Here is a 17,093-nt window from a genome sequence, read left to right as displayed (position 1 = left end):
CAGAAAGTGCGCGGCCCCTCTGAGCGAAGCAGAGGGGCCGCACGGGAGTTACTTGGAGAGGTGCTGCGGGCCGAAGGCCTGGGGCAGCATCTCCGACAGCGGCAGGATTCCCGCCGGTGTCTCCAGCAGCAGTCCGGGGCCGCCGAACTCGTACAGCAGCTGGCGGCAGCGACCGCACGGCACGAGGACCGCACCCTCGCCGTCCACGCAGGTGAAGTGCGTGAGCCGGCCGCCCCCGGTGCGCTGGAGCTCCGACACCAGTCCGCACTCGGCGCACAGCCCGAGCCCGTAGCTGGCGTTCTCCACGTTGCAGCCGGAGACCGTGCGTCCGTCGTCGACCAGGGCGGCGACGCCGACCGCGTACCCTGAGTAGGGGGCGTAGGCGTGGGTCATGGCCTCCCGGGCCAACGCGCGCAGCGCGTCCCAGTCGACGTCCGACGCGGCGGCCCCGGACGGGGTCACTTGCCCTGTCCCTTCCGGTACGGCAGTCCGTCCGCCTTCGGCATCCGCAGCCGCTGCGCGGACAGGGCGAGGACGACGAGGGTGATGACGTACGGCGTGGCGGCGACGACCTGGTTCGGGACCTCGTTGGTGCCGGCGTACCAGGCGAAGACCAGGGCGCCGACGACGAGGGTGACGACCGCGTGGACGTACTTCTTGCGGACCGCCAGCCAGATCGCGCCGATGACCAGAAGCAGCGCGCCGAGCAGCAGCAGGGCGTGCACGTTCTCGGAGCCGCCGCGCAGGTTGAGGCTGTCGGTGTAGCCGAACAGTCCGGCGCCGATCGCGAGGCCGCCCGGCATCCAGTTGCCGAAGATCATCGCGGCGAGGCCGATGAAGCCGCGCCCGCTGACCTGGCCCTCCAGGTAGAAGGGGTTGGCGACGATGGACAGGAAGGCGCCACCGAGGCCGGCCAGGCCGCCGGAGATGATCACGGCGAGGTACTTGTACTTGTAGACGTTGACGCCGAGGGACTCGGCCGCGACCGGGTTCTCGCCGCAGGAGCGCAGCCGCAGGCCGAAGGCGGTGCGCCAGAGGATCCACCAGGTGGCGGGGACCAGGGCGACGGCGACCAGGGTCAGCCAGGAGACGTTGGTGACCAGGCCGCCCAGCAGGCCGGCGACGTCGGAGACGAAGAACCAGCCCTTGGCGTTGAGGTCGCGCAGCGCGTCGGAGAGCCCGGGGACCGTGAAGTGGCCGGGGGACTCCACCGCCGGGGACTGCTTGGCGGAACCGCCCCGGTGGCCGACGAAGGCGAGCGGGGCCAGGTAGCGGGTGGCACCGAGGGCGAGGATGTTGATGGCCACACCGGAGACGATGTGGTTGACGTTGAAGGTGACGGTGACGAAGGCGTGCAGCAGGCCGCCGATCGCACCGCCGAGGACGCCGACGAGGACGCCGGTCCACGGGCCCCACTGGAATCCGGCCCAGGCACCGAACCAGGTGCCGAGGATCATCATGCCTTCGAGGCCGATGTTGACGACGCCCGCGCGCTCGGCCCACAGGCCGCCCAGACCGGCGAGGCCGATCGGCACGGCGAGCTGGAGCGCGGTGGACATCTGGCTGACGTTGGTGATGCCGTCCGCGCCGGTGATCATGCGGACGATCGAGGTCAGCGCCAGGGCTCCGGCGATGACCAGCAGCAGCACCGGCAGCGACAGGCGGCGGCCGGTCGGCGCCGCGGGCTGCAGCGAGGGCTGGTTGACGTCGGTCGCCGTGGTCGAGGCGGTCATCGGCCAGCCACCTCCTTCGTGTTGTTGTCGGCGCCGAGGACGATCCCCGCGGCGAGCTCCGCGCCGACGCGGCGCTGCTGGCGGCGCAGGCCCCACTCGCGGACGGCCTCGTAGGAGACGACGACCGAGAGGACGATCAGGCCCTGCATGATGACCGCGATCTCCTTGTCGTAGCCGTGGAAGTCCAGCTCGGGCGAGGCCTTGTCGAGCCAGGCCCACAGCAGGGCGGCGAAGGCGATGCCGACCGGGCTGTTGCGGCCGAGCAGGGCGATGCCGATGCCGAGGAAGCCGATGCCGGTGGGGAAGTTCAGGCTGTAGGTGTGGGTGTCGCCCATCAGGATGGGCAGGCCCGCGAGGCCGGCGACGGCGCCGGAGATGAGCATGGCGGTGAGCACCATGCGCTTGGGGTCGACGCCGCTGGCCGCGGCGGCGGTCTCGGAGGCGCCGGAGGCGCGCAGGTCGAAGCCGAACCGGGTGCGGTTGAGGACGACCCAGTAGCCGATGCCGAGCAGGACGGCGAGGAGGACCAGGCCGTAGATCTCGCCGGCGGCGCCCATGTCGATGCCGGGGATCCAGCCGGACTCGTGCATCTCGCCGGTGGTGTTGTTGTTGCCGACCTTGACGCCGAAGACGGTCGGCAGCCAGAGGTAGCCGATCACGGACGTCGCGATCGCGTTGAGCATGATCGTGGCGACGACCTCGCTGACCCCGCGGGTGACCTTGAGGACACCGGCGACGCCGGACCAGAAGGCGCCCGTGAGGACGGCGGTGAGGAGCAGCAGCGGGATCTGCAGGGCGGCCGGCAGGTTCATGTGGGCGCCGACGATGGCGGCCATCATGGCGGCGAGCTGGTACTGGCCGTCGACACCGATGTTGAACAGGTTCATCCGGAAGCCGATGGCCACCGCCAGGGCGGCGATGTAGTACATCGAGGCCTGGTTGATGATCAGGACCTGGATGTCGGAGAACGTCGCCTGCTCGAACATCAGGGCGAACGGCTCGACGGGGCTCTTGCCGGAGGCGAGCAGCACGACGGCGCTCAGCGCGAAGGCCACGGCGAGCGCGATGACCGGCCCGGCCACCGCGAGGAGCACGCGCTCCTTGTCGAACTTCTTCATCAGCGGGCCTCGTCTTCCGGAGACTCGGGGGCGTCGGCCGAGGTCTCGGGGGTCTCTTCTTGTTCGAGGTGGCCGGTCGCGGCACCGGTCATGGCGCTGCCGAGCACCTCCGGTGTGATGGTGGCCGGGTCGGCGTCCGCGACCAGCCTGCCGTCGTAGATCACCCGGAGCGTGTCGGACAGGCCGATCAGCTCGTCCAGGTCGGCCGAGATCAGCAGCACGGCCAGGCCCTCGCGGCGGGCCTCGCGGATGTGGTCCCAGATCGCGGCCTGGGCGCCGACGTCCACGCCGCGGGTGGGGTGGGCGGCGATCAGGAAGCGCGGCCCGGAGCTCATCTCGCGGCCGACGATCAGCTTCTGCTGGTTGCCGCCGGACAGGGAGGCCGCGGTGACGTCGATGCCGGGGGTCCGGACGTCGTACTCCGTGACGATCCGGCGGGTGTCCTCCTGGGCGGCCTTGGGGTCCAGCCAGACGCCCTTGGCGTTCGGCTTCTCGGTGACGTGGCCGAGGATGCGGTTCTCCCAGAGGGGGGCCTCCAGGAGCAGGCCGTGGCGGTGGCGGTCCTCGGGGATGTAGCCGATGCCGTGCTCGCGGCGCCGACGGGTGGGCCAGGAGGTGATCTCCCGGTCGGCCAGCCGGATCACCCCGGAGTCGGCGTGCTTCAGGCCGATGAGCGTGTCGACCAGCTCGGTCTGGCCGTTGCCCTCGACACCGGCGATGCCCAGGACCTCGCCCTCGTGGATGGTGAAGCTGATGTCGTCGAGCAGGGCCTTGCCCCCCGGCGCCGCCAGGCTCAGGTTCTCGACGGTGATGACCGGGCGGTCGGTGACGGTGGACTCGGCGGTCTCCGGGGTGGGCAGTTCGCTGCCGACCATCATCTCGGCGAGCTGCCGGGGCGTGGTCCGGGAGGGGACCGCGGTGCCCACGGTGGTGCCCCGGCGGATGACGGTGATGTCGTCGGCGACGGAGAGGACCTCGCCCAGCTTGTGGGAGATGAAGATGACCGACAGGCCCTCGGCCTTCAGCTCGCGCAGGTTGTCGAAGAGGGCCTCGACCTCCTGCGGGACGAGGACGGCGGTGGGCTCGTCGAGGATCAGGGTGGTGGCGCCGCGGTAGAGGACCTTGAGGATCTCCACGCGCTGGCGGGCGGCGACGCCGAGCTCCTCGACCAGGACGTCGGGGCGGACGCCGAGGCCGTAGCGGTCGGAGATCTCCTTGATCTTGCGCCGCGCCTTGGCACCGATGCCGTACAGCTTCTCGCTGCCGAGCACGACGTTCTCGAGGACGGTGAGGTTGTCGGCGAGCATGAAGTGCTGGTGCACCATGCCGATGCCGCGGGCGATGGCGTCGGCGGGTGACGAGAAGGTGACGTGCTCGCCGTCGACCGTGATGGTGCCCTCGTCCGGCTTCTGCATGCCGTAGAGGATCTTCATCAGGGTCGACTTGCCGGCGCCGTTCTCACCGACGAGGGCGTGGACGGTGCCCTTGCGCACGGCGAGGTGGATGTCGTGGTTGGCCACGACGCCGGGAAAACGCTTTGTGATCCCGGCGAGTTCTACGGCGGTCACCGATGTGTTGACCGCCGCTCCGGCCGGAGGGCTGCTGGACGCGTTGATGGCGCACTCTCCTGGGGACGGGGGTCGTCTACGCGCGTAGCGCCCCTACGGCATCGAAAGGGGTGGCGCACCGGGCCGACGGGGTACGGGGAGCCCCGCCCCCCGTACCCCGTCGAGCGGACGCGACCCCGCGTTGACACGCTGCTCGAGGTGTTGCTGTGTCAGCTGCTCTTGACCTTGATCTCGCCGCTGATGATCTTCTCCTTGGCCGTCTCGATGGCTTCCTGGAGCTCGGCGTTGTCCGCGAACTTCGGGTTGGAGTTCGACAGGCCCACCTCACCGGTCTTCAGATCGCCCCTGACGATACCGGTCTGGGGGCTGCGGTCCTCGACCGACTGCGCCAGCTTGTACACCGCCTTGGCGACGTCCTTCATCGCCGAGGTGAGGATGTAGTCCTTGTACTTGGCGAGCGCTTCCTGCTTGTACTGGTCGGAGTCGACACCGATGGCCCACACCTTGTTGGCGGCGGCGGCCTCGATGACACCCTGACCGGACAGACCGGCGGCCGCGTAGACGACGTCGGCCTTCTTCTCGATCTGGCCCTCGGCGGCCGTCTTGCCCTTGTCGGGGCTGGAGAAGCCGCCCTCCTCCGCCGTCTGGGTCAGGAACTGCGATATGACCTTGACCTTCGGGTTCGTGTCCTTGACGCCCTGCTCGAAGCCCGCGCGGAACTTGTGGATCAGCGGGATGTCCACACCGCCCACGAAACCGACCACGTTGGTCTTGGTGCTCTCGGCGGCGGCGACGCCGGCCAGGTACGAGGCCTCCTCCTCGGAGAAGACCAGGTCGGCCACGTTGTCCGCCTCGACCGTGGAGTCGTCCACGATGCCGAAGGTGGTGTCCGGGTACTTCTCCGCGGCGCCCTTGACGGCCGCGGCGTAGGCGTAGCCGACACCGATGACCGGGTTGTAGCCCTGCTTCGCCAGCGAGGCCAGGCGCTGCTCCTTGTCGGCGTCCGTCTCGCCCTCGGTCGGCTCCACGTCGGCCGTCTCGTAGCCGTACTGCTTCTTCGCCCGCTCCAGGCCCGCGAACGCGGCGTCGTTGAAGGACTGGTCGCCCTTGCCGCCGACGTCGTACGCGATGGCGAGGCCCTTGTCGCCCTTGGACTCCGAGGAGGAGCTGGAGTCGGTGGACGTGCCGCCGCAGGCGGCGAGGGCGAGGGCCAGGGAGGCGGTCGCCGCGCCTGCGACCGTGATCCGGGAAATCCGGCGCATGGTGGTGCTCCTGTCGTACAAGCGCCGGGACGGTTACAGCAACGGCGCTGGCTTTTCCGCAGATTAACGCGCGTAGACCTACCTGAAAACCCCTTCTGTCCAGCTTGTTATCCGGCCGTGCCCAAGCCGTCAGCGAAGGGCTCGAGGGGGTTGCCGGAAGCGAACGAGAGGTCGCCGTCGGTGAGATCTCGCTGGCCGAGGCGGGGTCGCCCCGAGGGGGCGGGAGGCGGTGCGCGCGACTCCGGGAACGCCGAAGCGGGCGAGCGCTCCGGGGCGCCCGCCCGCTTCGTACGGTTCCACCCGATTTCGGACCCGCCGTCGGCCCGTCCGGCGGGCTGACAACGATCCGGTATCGGTTGCGGTGTGCGGCTTACGACTACTCGGTCTTGACCTTGATGGAGCCGCTGGTGATGCCTTCCTTGGCCTTGGCCACGGCGTCGTTCAGACCGGCGATCTCGCCCATCTTCGGGTTGCTCTCGGACAGGCCGACGCCGTTCACCTTCAGGTCGAAGACCTGGGTGCCGGTCAGCGGCTTGCCGTCCTCCACCGACTTGGCCAGGGTGTACACCGCGCCACCGACGTCCTTGAGGGCCGAGGTGAGGATGTAGTCCTTGTACGAGGCGAGGGCTTCCTGCTTGTACTGGTCGGAGTCGACACCGATCGCCCAGACCTTCGCCTTGGCGGCGGCCTCGATCACGCCCTGACCGGACAGACCGGCCGCCTGGTAGACGACGTCGGCCTTCTTCTCGATCTGGCCCTCGGCGGCGGCCTTGCCCTTGTCGGGGCTGGAGAAGCCGCCCTCCTCCGCCGTCTGGGTCAGGTACTGCGAGAGGACCTTGACCTTCGGGTCGGTGTCCTTCACGCCCTGCTCGAAGCCCGCCTGGAACTTGTGGATCAGCGGGATGTCCACACCGCCCACGAAGCCGACCGTCTTGGTCTTGGTGGCCTTCGCGGCGGCGACGCCGGCGAGGTACGAGGCCTGCTCCTCGGCGAAGACCAGGGAGGAGACGTTCCCGCCCTCGACCACGGAGTCGACGATGCCGAAGGTGGTCTTCGGGTACTTGGCGGCCACGGCCTTCATGGCGGGGCCGTAGGCGAAGCCGACGCCGATGACCGGGTTGTAGCCCTGACGGGCCAGCGAGGCCAGGCGCTGCTCCTTGTCCGCGTCGGTCTCGCCCTCGGTGGGCTCGACGTCGGCGGTCTTGTACTTGAACTCGTCCTTGGCCTTCGTCAGGCCGGCGAACGCGGCGTCGTTGAAGGACTGGTCGCCCTTGCCGCCGATGTCGTACGCGATGGCGACGCCGAGGTCCTCCTTCGAACCGCTGCCACCGTCGTTGTTGTTGTCACTGCTGGTACCGCCGCAGGCGGTGGCGGCGAGTGCGAGCGACGCGACCCCCACCGCGGCGCGGGTCAGTTTGGATATCCGACGCATCTGAAGTTCCCCATTCTCCAAAGCCCCGCAGCGGGTGCTCGGTTCGGCGCACATTAACGCGCGTAGACACTCCTGGGAACGGGGTTCCGCGGGGCCGTTATCCATTCGTGCCGATGGCCGGTTACGCCCTTGTGAACGAGGGCACCGCACGGAACACAAAGGAGCAATCGGCGTGCATGCCTGGGCGGCACGCGACCCACGCTGCCCCTCCGCCGCGCGGAGCGCAACCGGAGCGGGCGGGTCGGAGGACGCCGGGCTGTGACGCCGGGGTGTACGGGGTGGGCGCGGCCGGCGGGGTACGCCCGTCTAGCGCAGGGCGTCGAGGAGGGCCGCCGCGGTGAAGAGCTCCACGCCGACGGTGATGGCGCGCTCGTCCACGTCGAAGTCCCCCTGGTGCAGGTCCCGCACGGTGCGCTCGCCCGGGGTGCGGACGCCGAGGCGGGCCATGGCGCCGGGGACGTGCTCGAGGTACCAGGAGAAGTCCTCGCCGCCGAGGCTCTGCTCGGTGCCCTCCACGGACTCGACCCCGCGCCGGGCGATCATGGCGTCGCGCAGCAGCTCGGTGACGCCAACCTCGTTGACCACGGGAGGGACGCCGCGCACGTAGGTGATCTCCGACTTGGCGCGGTGCAGGTTGGCCACCTCGTCGATGGCCGCGACGACGACGTCCGGCGCCTGCCGCCAGGCGTGCAGGTCCAGGCACCGCACAGTGCCCGACAGCTCCGCGTGCTGCGGGATGACGTTGGGCGCGTGGCCCGACTCGACCCGGCCCCAGGTCACGGCGAGTCCGCTGCGGCTGTCGAAGCGCCGGGCCACCAGCGCCGGCACGTCGGTGACCACGCGGGCGGCGGCGGTGACCAGGTCGGTGGTCAGGTGCGGGCGGGCGGTATGACCGCCGGGGCCGTCGAGGGCGATCTCCAGCCGGTCGCAGGCGGAGGTGATGGCGCCCTCACGCAGCCCGATGCGGCCCGCGTCGACCCGGGGGTCGCAGTGCACCGCGATGATGCGGCCGACCCCGTCGAGCGCTCCGTCCTCGATGGCGTCGGCGGCGCCGCCGGGCAGCACTTCCTCGGCGGGCTGGAAGATCAGCCGCACGGGGCGGGGCAGCAGGCCCTGGCGTTGCAGCTCGGCGAGGACCAGTCCGGCGCCCAGCACCACGGTGGTGTGCACATCGTGGCCGCAGGCGTGGGCACGGTCGGGCACGGTGGAGCGGTACGGGCAGTCGGCCTTCATGTCGGGGATCGGCAGGCCGTCGATGTCGGCGCGCATGGCCAGCATCGCGGAGTCCGTGCCCGCCTCGCGGTCCGCACCGATGTCACAGATCAGGCCGGTGCCGCCGGAGAGGACACGCGGCCTGAGACCGGCCTGCTCGAGTCGTTCCTTGATCGCGGCGGTGGTGCGGAACTCCTGGTGGCCGAGCTCCGGGTGCATGTGCAGATCGCGCCGGAACGCGATGAGCTCGGCGCGCAGGGACTCCGGCAGCGCGCCGGGAAGCACCGCTCCCCCGGGGAGATCGACCTCGGACTCCAGTGACATCAGTGGTTTCACCCTTTGAAGGGTAGGGCGCCGGGGCCGTCGGCTGACCCCCGATCAAGAAAAAATCAGCCCGTTGGGGGGAGAAAACCCGGCTGCCCTACGCATAGCTGTCCGTCCGGACGGGTAAACTCGCCGCTCTTTCTCGGGCGTGAGGCCCCTCCGACCTGCCGATGAGTGACATCTCTCACAGCATGCGCCCGGCGTCGGCACCCATCCACTCCTTCACCCGTTCCACTCCTTCACGGATACCACGCTCGGCCGTCGGCACTCGGCCCGGTTCACGTGACGGACGCCGCACGGGGCGCGGGGGTTGCGGCCACTCCGGGGTGGCGGGAAGGCGGGGTGGCGGGGTGGCGGGAAGGCGGGGGTGGCCGAAAGCGCCGCCCGGCGGGCGGCACCCTCGCTAGGGTGCGGCCCCATGCCCGCCGACCCTCCGGAGTTCCTCCGCGACACCCGTGCCGCGTACGACGCCATCGCCGCCGACTACGCGGAGCGCTTCGCGGACGGCCTGGCCGACCTGCCGGTGGAGCGCGCCCTGCTCGCGGCGTTCGCGGAGCTGGCCGCCGCCCGCGCGCCCGCTGCCTCGGCCACGCCCCCCGTGGCGGACCTCGGCAGCGGTCCCGGTCACGTGACCGCGCGCCTGCACCGGCTCGGGCTGCCGGTCTTCGGGGTGGACGTCTCGCCGCGCATGGTGGCCCTCGCCCGCGAGGCGCATCCGCACCTGCGCTTCCACGTGGGCACCATGACGGCCCTGGACCTGCCGGACGCGACGCTCGGCGGCATCGTCGCCCTGTACTCGATCATCCACGTGCCCGACGACCGCCTGCCGGCCCTCTTCGCCGAGTTCCACCGCGTGCTGCTGCCGGGCGCACCGGTGCTGCTCGCCTTCCAGTCGGGCGCGGAGGAGGGCCGCCTGCACCTCGACGAGCGCTTCGGCCACGCGATCTCGCTCGACTACCACTGGCGCACCCCGGACACGGTCGTGGACCACCTGTGCGCGGCCGGCCTGGCCGTCACGGCCCGGACGCTCCGGGAGCCCACGGACGAGGAGAAGCGCCCCCGTGCGCTCGTACTGGCGCGCAGGCCGGTGGCGGACTGACGGCGGTTCCGGACCGTCCGCGGCCCGGTTCCGGGCCGTCCACGGCCCGACGGCCTCACACCGCCGGCACCGCCGACAGGTGGTGGGCGTCCCTCGCCGTGTCCGTCACGTCGGACAGGAAGCCCCGGGCCCGGGGCGAGGCGTTCCGGGTGAGCCAGGCGGGGTCGATGTCGCAGACCGTCACGCGGACCTCCGTGCCGCTCAGCGCGAGCGGCAGGGTGTGGACGACCGTGGAGGGGAAGCTGACGACCGTGCGGCCGATCGGCCCCCGGCGGGCGACCAGTTCCAGGGGGAGTTCGGGGCGGACGATCTCCAGCCCCGTCTCGACCGCGAGGCGGTGGAGCTTCTCCGCACTCTCACGGCGGTGCGCGAAGTAGCGGGTCGCGCCGTGGGCCGCGGCCAGGGCCCGGACCGCCTCCAGGTAGGCGTCGGCGTCCACCACGCCGGTCTCCACCAGCGACGTGCCCACCATGTCGGCGCCCTTGGTGATCCGGGGCGGGCCGAAGCGGTGCCGGGTCCAGGCGAAGTCGTTGGCGGTGACCGTGACGCCGGGCGGCGTGTCCTGCATGGGCATGGAGGAGAAGACCTGCACCGCGCGCTTTGCGTCCGGGGTGAGCCGGCGGCGGGCGACGGCGGACACGGGGGCCAGCAGCAGGTCCCGGGGGCCGGGGCGGCCTCCCTTGCGGTGCCAGCGGACCAGTCGTTCGCCGCGGGCCAGCTGGCCGACGAACTCCATGGTCGCCGTGCCGTCGTCGACCACGACGAGGTCGCGGACGCGGGTGATCGTCAGCAGCAGCTGGACGTAGCGGGAGAAGGGATCGCCCAGCACGATCCGGGCCGCACGGCGCAGTGTCGCGGTCAGGCCGCCGATCGTGCGCAGCGGCGCGGACGGGCCGCCCCGCGCCTCCTCCCAGCGGATCTCGTGGCCCTCCTCGCGGGCCAGTTCGGACATGCGGCGCAGCTGGCCGCGGGTCATCGGGTCGACCGGGGACAGCACCACGAGGGTGAGCCCCGCGCCGGGAGCGTGCGCGTGCGCCCACTCCAGCACGTTCAGCAGTTGTACCGGGCTCTCGACGAAGGCGAGAGTGTGGGGGCCGGCGTTCCCGGCGCGGGGGCTCATCGACGTACGACCGTTCCCGTCGTCGTTGGGGGTGGGGTGGCGTGCGCTCAGACCGTCAAAGGCTCGCCCGCCGCCGTCGCGATCTCCGCCTCGGCGACCACACCGGGCACGCGGCGCAGCTTCTTCATCGGGCCCAGCTCGGACTCGTAGACCTTCTTCACGCCGTCGCCGAGGGAGGCCTCGATGGTGCGGATGTCGCGGACCAGGCGCTGGAGGCCCTGCGGCTCGACGGACGCGGCCTGGTCGGAGCCCCACATGGCACGGTCCAGGGTGATGTGGCGCTCGACGAAGACGGCGCCGAGGGCGACGGCGGCGAGCGTGGTCTGGAGGCCGGTCTCGTGGCCGGAGTAGCCGATCGGGACGTTCGGGTACTCCCGCTCCAGGGTGTTGATGACCCGCAGGTTCAGCTCCTCGGCCTTCGCCGGGTAGGTGGAGGTGGCGTGGCAGAGCAGGATGTTCTCGCTGCCCAGGACCTCGACCGCATGGCGGATCTGCTTCGGGGTGGACATGCCGGTGGACAGGATGACCGTGCGGCCGGTGGCGCGCAGGGCGCGCAGCAGCTCGTCGTCCGTCAGGGAGGCGGAGGCGACCTTGTGCGCCGGGACGTCGAACTTCTCCAGGAAGGCGACGGCCTCGGTGTCCCAGGGGGAGGCGAACCAGGCGATGCCCTTCTTGCGGCAGTACGCGTCGATCTGGCGGTACTCGTCCTCGCCGAACTCCACGCGGTGGCGGTAGTCGATGTACGTCATCCGGCCCCAGGGGGTGTCGCGCTCGATGTCCCACTGGTCGCGCGGGGTGCAGATCTCGGGCGTGCGCTTCTGGAACTTGACCGCGTCGCAGCCGGCCTCCGCGGCGGCGTCGATCAGCTTGAAGGCGTTCTCGATGTCGCCGTTGTGGTTGATGCCGATCTCGCCCGTGACGTAGACGGGGCGGCCGGGGCCGACCTCGCGGGGGCCGAGGGTGCGGACACGGGAGGTGACAGTGCTCATGACGGTGCGTTTCCTTAACTGGGGAGGGAATCGAGGGAGGGGCCGAGGATCCAGCCGGCGATCTCCCGGATCGCGCCGTCACCACCGGGGAGGGTGGTGACCGCGCGGGCGGCGCCGCGTACGACGTCGTGGGCGCTCGCGACCGCCACGGGCCAGCCGACGAGGGCGAAGCACGGGAGGTCGTTGACGTCGTTGCCGACGTAGAGCACGCGCTCCGGCGCGATGCCCTGCTCCTCGCACCACTGCTTGAGGGCGAGGTCCTTGCGGTCGATGCCGTGCAGCACGGGGAGCCTCAGCTTCCGTGCACGGGCGGCGACGACCGGGTTCTGCTCCGTGGAGAGGATCAGCATCTCCAGCCCGCTCCTGCGCAGGGCGGCGATGCCGAGGCCGTCTCCGCGGTGGACGGAGACGAACTCCTTTCCGTCGGCGTCCATCAGCACCCGGTCGTCGGTCTGGGTGCCGTCGAAGTCCAGGACGACCGCGTCGACGTCCTCCGCGGTCGGGAGGGCGCCCGGCCGCTCGGCGTCGAAGAGCGGCGCCAGCGCGCGGGCCCGGGCGAGGTCGTGCGGGTCGTCGATCTCCAGGACCCGGGCGGGGTCGGTGCGCACCAGTTCGGTCCGGCCGAAGAAGCGGTGCCGGTGCTCGCGGAAGCCACGGACCTCCATCGCGTAGGCGGCGCCGGTCTCCAGGAAGTCCTGGGGGCGGTCCTGGCGGCGGGGGCGGAAGGACTTGTCGTGGTTGACGCCCTGACCGCCCCCGTACGGGCCCGCGTCCGCATCCGTGGCGCCGTCGGAGGCGTCCCGCCAGACGAAGCCGTGGAAGGGCGCGACGGTGACCGCGGTGTCCGCGCCCTCCTCGAGGACCGCGCGGGCCACCCCGTCGACGTCCTCGCGAAGCAGGAACGGACTGGTGCACTGCACGAGCAGCACCACGTCCACCGGGGAGCCGTGCAGGGCCTCGTGGGAGTCCAGGGCGTGCAGGACGGCGGCCTCGGAGGTCGCGGTGTCCCCGGCGATGGCGGCGGGCCGCAGCACGACCTCGGCGCCCGCCTCGCGGGCGGCGGTCGCGATCGCCTGGTCGTCGGTGGACACGACGACGTCGGTGACGTGCCGGGCGGCGCGGCACTCGCGCACAGCCCGGGCCACCAGGGGCGTGCCGCCGACCGGGGCGAGGTTCTTGGCGGGCACTCCCTTGGAGCCGCCGCGTGCGGGGATCACGGCGAGCACCCGGCGCACCGGGGTGCCCTGGCCCGCGGGCGGGTGGGACATGGGATCAGCTCCTCGAGCGGGTTTCGGGGTGTTCACAGCTCGCCCATCCGCCGGATCACCGGGGCCACCCGCTGCACTCCGTGCCGGTAGGCGCCGCGCGCCGCCCGGCGCACGAGCTGCCGAACCGGTCCGGGCTCCTTGTCGGCGGCGGGCGCGCAGGGCAGCGGGCTGCCGTCCGGGCCGAGGTGGTGGCGGGCGAGGATGCCGGGCAGGTAGCCGGGCGCGGTGACGGGCGTGTAGTACGGGTCCAGGGGCGGCAGTCCGCCGGGGCGGCGGAGCAGCTCGGCGATGCGCTCGCGGGCCGCGTCGAAGGCCGCGGCGTAGCCACCTCCCCCGGATGCGGGACCCCCGGCCGCGACGCCCTGCCGGGCGACCCACTCCTCGTCGGGCACCGGCCGGTGCCCGGCGTCGAGCTGGTCCCAGGAGGCCAGGCAGCCCGAGCCGACGAAGTGGTGGTTGCCGAGCGCCTCCCGCACCCCCAGGTCGGTGAGGACGGCGGTCGGGATGCGGCGGTGCAGCGACTCCAGGGCGGCCGTGGAGCTGACCGTGACCAGCAGGTCGGTCCGGTCCAGGACCTCGCCCATGTGCCCGTAGACCAGGTGGAGGTTGGGCGGCAGGTCCAGTCTCTGGGCCAGTTTCTGGTAGGGCAGCTCCTCGATGTGCGTGGTGTGCTCGCCGGGCTTGGAGCGCAGCTTGAGCAGCACCTCGCGATCGGGGTGCAGGCGGGCGTGCCGCACCAGGCGGTCCAGCAGGTACGCGCGGTCCCCGCGGCCGTCCGGTACGGAGGGCTGAGCGGCGAACACCACGGTGCAGGGGTCGTGTTCGCCGGTGTACGCCGCCCCGCCGAGGAAGGGCAGCGCGACCTCGGTCACCGAGGAGGCGTCGGCGCCGACCCCTTCGTACACGGCGCGGAAACGTTCCGCGTCCTGACGGGAGTTGGCGAGCACCAGGTCGGCGCCGTGGCGCAGCAGCAGGCCGTCGGCGAGCTTCTCGTAGACGACACCGACGTATCCGGTGACGACGACGGGCCGCCGCGGGCGGTCCTCCCAGACCCGCTTGAGCCCGTGCAGCATCGCCTGCACACCGCCGCCGACCAGGGAGAGCACGAGGACGTCGTACGGCTCCTCGCCCATCGCGCGCAGGAACTCGACGGCGGTCACCTCGCGGAGCGAGTCCGCGCGGACGCCGACCTCGCCGAGCTGGCGGGCGGTGGGGGTGGACCGGCCGCGCAGGAGGTATCCGTCGAGGCGCAGGCCCTCTCCCCCCGCGTCCCCCTGGCTTTCCGGGCCCACCGGGGCGACGCGGGTCGCGGTGAGCGCGCCCCATTTCCACCGGGTGTCGGAATCCGCGAGGACGGCCACCCTGAGGGGCTTCATTGCACTTGCTGGCACGTCGACGACGCTAGGAAGGCATTCCGAGGATCCGCCCAACCGGAATGCAATAAACGGTTAACAGCACACCGCCGAACGGCGAATCAGGCCCGGATCGGCCCTGGGGAAACCCACGTTCATGGCACCGACACAAGCAGTTCACCGGGTATCCAGGCAGCGGCCAAGGTGCGGTTTCGGGCCCGCGCCTAACATCCGGCCCGTGGTCAAGCTCTCCGTCATCGTGCCGTTCTACAACGTGCGGCAATACGCGCCCGACACCCTGAAGAGCCTGCGAGCGAACGCCCGGGAGGATTTCGAATTCATTCTCGTCGACGACTGTTCGCGGGACGGCACGTCCGACATCCTCTCGCGCGCGGAACGCGAGCTGCCCGGCGCGGTGCTGGCCGGGCACGAGCGCAACGGCGGCCTGGCGACCGCGCGCAACACGGGGATCGACCGTGCACGCGGGGAGTACCTGACGTTTCTGGACGGCGACGACTGGCTCGCCCCCGGCTACTACGAGCAACTGGTGGCCGCCATGGACGACCTGGGCTGCGACTTCCTGCGCACCGACCATGTGCAGTGCACCGGGAGGGCGCGCTCGGTGCACCGCGTCCCGCACGGCAGGCGCGGTGTGGTGCTCGACCCGCGGGAGGCGATCCTGCCGGCCGACCGGTCCACCTCGGTGGACTACGCCTACGCCTGGGCCGGCATCTACCGCCGCCGGCTGGTCGACCGGGGGTTGTTGCACTTCACGGACGGGCTGCGCACCGCGGAGGACCGGCCGTGGATCTGGAAGCTGCACCGCGAGGCGCGGTCGTTCGCCGTGGTGGGTCTGCTCGGCGTCCACTACCGGCGGGGGGTCGCCTCCTCGCTCACACAGATCGGCGATGTCCGGCAACTGGACTTCCTGCGCGCCTTCGACCAGGTGATCGAGGAGACGGCGCGCGATCCCGATGCGGACGCGCTGCTTCCCAAGGCGGTGCGCACCTACTGCGCGGTCATGGCCCACCACCTCGGAGCGACCGGGAGGTTCGAACCAGCCGTGGCCCGCGCACTGCGCTCGCGGAGCGCCGCCGCCCTCAAACGCCTGCCGCGGGACGTGCTCACGGAGGTGCTGGACTCCATGGACGCCCAGCGGGCGGGCCTGCTGCGGAGACTGCGGCGCAGGCCCGTGAACGCCCGGACGGTGGCCGCCTGATGCCGCGCGTCACCCGGATCTTCTGTGCCGCCACGCCGCTCGGGGCCGCGACGCTCGCCGCAGCTCTGGACGCCGGGCTCTTCGAACCGGCCGACCGGCGGCTGCTGCTCCTCACGAACAACGCACCCCATCCCGAGACCACGCCGGGCGTCGACGCCGTGCCGGGTTTCGAGCGGCTCCGGCGGCGCTTCGACGACGTGCTGTCGTGGAACGCGGCCATCTCCCCCCTCCACCCGCGGGGGTGGAGTCCGCGCGCCGACGACGTCCCGATGTGGGAGCGACACCTGCGGCGGCTCTGGGGGCTCGGCGACGACGAGGTGCGGCTGGCTGTGGAGTCCGTGCACGACCATCCCTCGCTCGCCCTGTGCCAGGTGTTCACGGGCGCGCCCGTCGACGTCTGCGCCGACGGGCTGGTTGCCTACGGCCCCAGCCCCGAAAAGCTCGACCCGTTGGTCGGCACCCGGATCGACCGCCTGCTGCACCTCGATCTCGTGCCGGGCCTGACCCCGCTGCTGCTCACCGAGTTCGATGTCGCCCCCGAGGTGGTGCCGGGCGAGGCGCTGCTGAAGGTGCTCGGCGAACTCGACGAGGAGGGGGCGGAGCCGACCGGTGCTCCAGAGAATCCGGCGCTGCTCCTGGGGCAGCGCCTCGCGGCGCTCGGTGCCCTCACCGACGCCGAGGAGGAAGAGCTGCATCTGGCCCTGGTGCGGGGCGCGGTGGCGCTCGGTCACCGTCGGCTGGTCTTCGCGCCGCATCCGGCCGCCCCTGCCCGCTGGTCTCGGCACCTGGTGGAGGAGGCGGCCCGGCACGGTGCCGGCCTCACGGTCCTGGAGGGCCCGCTGCCGGCGGAGCTGGCGGTCCGGCGCCTGCGTCCCGCGGTGGTGGTCGGCGGCTCCTCCACCGCGCTGTTCACGACCGCCGCGCTGTACGGCGTGCCGGTGGCGCGGGCCGGCACGAGGGAGCTGCTGGCACGGATCACCCCGTACCACCACCGTCACCGGGTCCCGGCCGTCGTCGCGGACGTGCTGCTGCCCGACGCGGGCGACCGGGAGGCGGTGGAGCACTGGACGATGCCCTCGCGGGAGCGGGTGGCGGAGCTGGCCGCGCTGCTCAGGGCGGTCGGGTACGCGATGCAGCCCAGGGTCGACCCGGGGCTGCGGGGCGACGCCGAGAGCTACCTCTCCGCCCGTCTTTCACCGGCCACCCGGCCCTACTTCACCCGCCGCCGCCTGACCTCGCTGGCCCTGCCGGGCGCGGTACCGGCCCGGCTGGCCTTCGTCCCGCGCAACGCGACGGTACGGCGGATCGCCCGCCGTGCCCGGTCCCTGGTCCGGCGCTAGTCACCCGTCCCTTCGTTCGTGCCCCCGGGACCACGCCCCGTATCCCGGGGGCGCACG

At 71.8% G+C, this 17,093-nt stretch carries 14 protein-coding genes; 3 read left to right on the top strand and 11 right to left on the bottom strand.

Translation table 11 applies throughout. The annotated features are described in order from the left end of the window. Positions 1 to 48: 48 nt before the first annotated feature. The 7 genes from ACFYOV_RS13105 to ACFYOV_RS13075 form a co-directional block, all read right to left on the bottom strand. A complete protein-coding gene (locus ACFYOV_RS13105) occupies positions 49 to 462 on the bottom strand; it encodes a cytidine deaminase (RefSeq protein ID WP_389086513.1) in 414 nt (137 codons plus the stop codon). Beyond that, positions 459 to 1,733: an ABC transporter permease gene (locus ACFYOV_RS13100; RefSeq protein ID WP_389086511.1), complete on the bottom strand. Its 1,275-nt coding sequence runs from the start codon at positions 1,731 to 1,733 to the stop codon at positions 459 to 461. The genes ACFYOV_RS13105 and ACFYOV_RS13100 overlap by 4 nt, the downstream gene beginning before the upstream one ends. Further along, a complete protein-coding gene (locus ACFYOV_RS13095; RefSeq protein ID WP_389086509.1) occupies positions 1,730 to 2,851 on the bottom strand; it encodes an ABC transporter permease in 1,122 nt (373 codons plus the stop codon). Before ACFYOV_RS13095 ends, ACFYOV_RS13100 begins: the two co-directional genes overlap by 4 nt. Next, positions 2,851 to 4,419, bottom strand: a complete 1,569-nt coding sequence (locus ACFYOV_RS13090; protein ID WP_389086506.1) for an ABC transporter ATP-binding protein — start codon at positions 4,417 to 4,419, stop codon at positions 2,851 to 2,853. The genes ACFYOV_RS13095 and ACFYOV_RS13090 overlap by 1 nt, the downstream gene beginning before the upstream one ends. A 209-nt stretch (positions 4,420 to 4,628) precedes the next feature. Then, complete coding sequence (locus tag ACFYOV_RS13085) at positions 4,629 to 5,681, bottom strand: BMP family protein (RefSeq protein ID WP_389086504.1); 1,053 nt, start codon at positions 5,679 to 5,681, stop codon at positions 4,629 to 4,631. A gap of 376 nt (positions 5,682 to 6,057) precedes the next feature. Beyond that, a complete protein-coding gene (locus ACFYOV_RS13080; protein ID WP_389086502.1) occupies positions 6,058 to 7,113 on the bottom strand; it encodes a BMP family protein in 1,056 nt (351 codons plus the stop codon). 306 nt (positions 7,114 to 7,419) lie between these two features. Next, positions 7,420 to 8,649 (bottom strand): M20 family metallopeptidase, encoded by a 1,230-nt coding sequence (locus ACFYOV_RS13075; protein WP_389087088.1) that lies wholly within the window; start codon positions 8,647 to 8,649, stop codon positions 7,420 to 7,422. Between the two features lie 418 nt (positions 8,650 to 9,067). Between ACFYOV_RS13075 and ACFYOV_RS13070 the strand changes: the two genes are divergently transcribed. Then, positions 9,068 to 9,748 (top strand): class I SAM-dependent methyltransferase, encoded by a 681-nt coding sequence (locus ACFYOV_RS13070; RefSeq protein WP_389086499.1) that lies wholly within the window; start codon positions 9,068 to 9,070, stop codon positions 9,746 to 9,748. Between the two features lie 55 nt (positions 9,749 to 9,803). Here the strand turns inward: ACFYOV_RS13070 and ACFYOV_RS13065 are convergent, their stop codons facing one another. The 4 genes from ACFYOV_RS13065 to ACFYOV_RS13050 are packed head-to-tail and all read right to left on the bottom strand — an operon-like array spanning position 9,804 to position 14,516. After that, on the bottom strand, positions 9,804 to 10,868 hold the full coding sequence (locus tag ACFYOV_RS13065) for a hypothetical protein (RefSeq protein ID WP_389086496.1): 1,065 nt from the start codon (positions 10,866 to 10,868) through the stop codon (positions 9,804 to 9,806). A 47-nt stretch (positions 10,869 to 10,915) separates the two neighbouring features. Continuing rightward, entirely contained in the window at positions 10,916 to 11,857 is a 942-nt protein-coding gene (locus ACFYOV_RS13060) for an N-acetylneuraminate synthase family protein (RefSeq protein WP_389086494.1), read from the bottom strand. Between the two features lie 14 nt (positions 11,858 to 11,871). Then, on the bottom strand, positions 11,872 to 13,125 hold the full coding sequence (locus ACFYOV_RS13055; protein ID WP_389086491.1) for a cytidylyltransferase domain-containing protein: 1,254 nt from the start codon (positions 13,123 to 13,125) through the stop codon (positions 11,872 to 11,874). 32 nt (positions 13,126 to 13,157) lie between these two features. Beyond that, positions 13,158 to 14,516, bottom strand: coding sequence for a DUF6716 putative glycosyltransferase (locus ACFYOV_RS13050; protein ID WP_389086489.1), 1,359 nt, complete (start codon positions 14,514 to 14,516; stop codon positions 13,158 to 13,160). Positions 14,517 to 14,715: 199 nt separating this feature from the next. Between ACFYOV_RS13050 and ACFYOV_RS13045 the strand changes: the two genes are divergently transcribed. Both ACFYOV_RS13045 and ACFYOV_RS13040 read left to right on the top strand, forming a co-directional pair. Continuing rightward, positions 14,716 to 15,696: a glycosyltransferase family 2 protein gene (locus tag ACFYOV_RS13045; protein WP_389086487.1), complete on the top strand. Its 981-nt coding sequence runs from the start codon at positions 14,716 to 14,718 to the stop codon at positions 15,694 to 15,696. Continuing rightward, complete coding sequence (locus ACFYOV_RS13040; RefSeq protein WP_389086484.1) at positions 15,696 to 17,036, top strand: polysialyltransferase family glycosyltransferase; 1,341 nt, start codon at positions 15,696 to 15,698, stop codon at positions 17,034 to 17,036. Before ACFYOV_RS13045 ends, ACFYOV_RS13040 begins: the two co-directional genes overlap by 1 nt. The last annotated feature ends 57 nt before the right edge of the window (positions 17,037 to 17,093 follow it).

Source organism: Streptomyces sp. NPDC005931 (assembly GCF_042871235.1).
Classification (GTDB): Bacteria; Actinomycetota; Actinomycetes; order Streptomycetales; family Streptomycetaceae; genus Streptomyces.
Note: the sequence above shows the minus strand (reverse complement) of the source record. Positions and strands in the feature narration are given on the sequence as shown.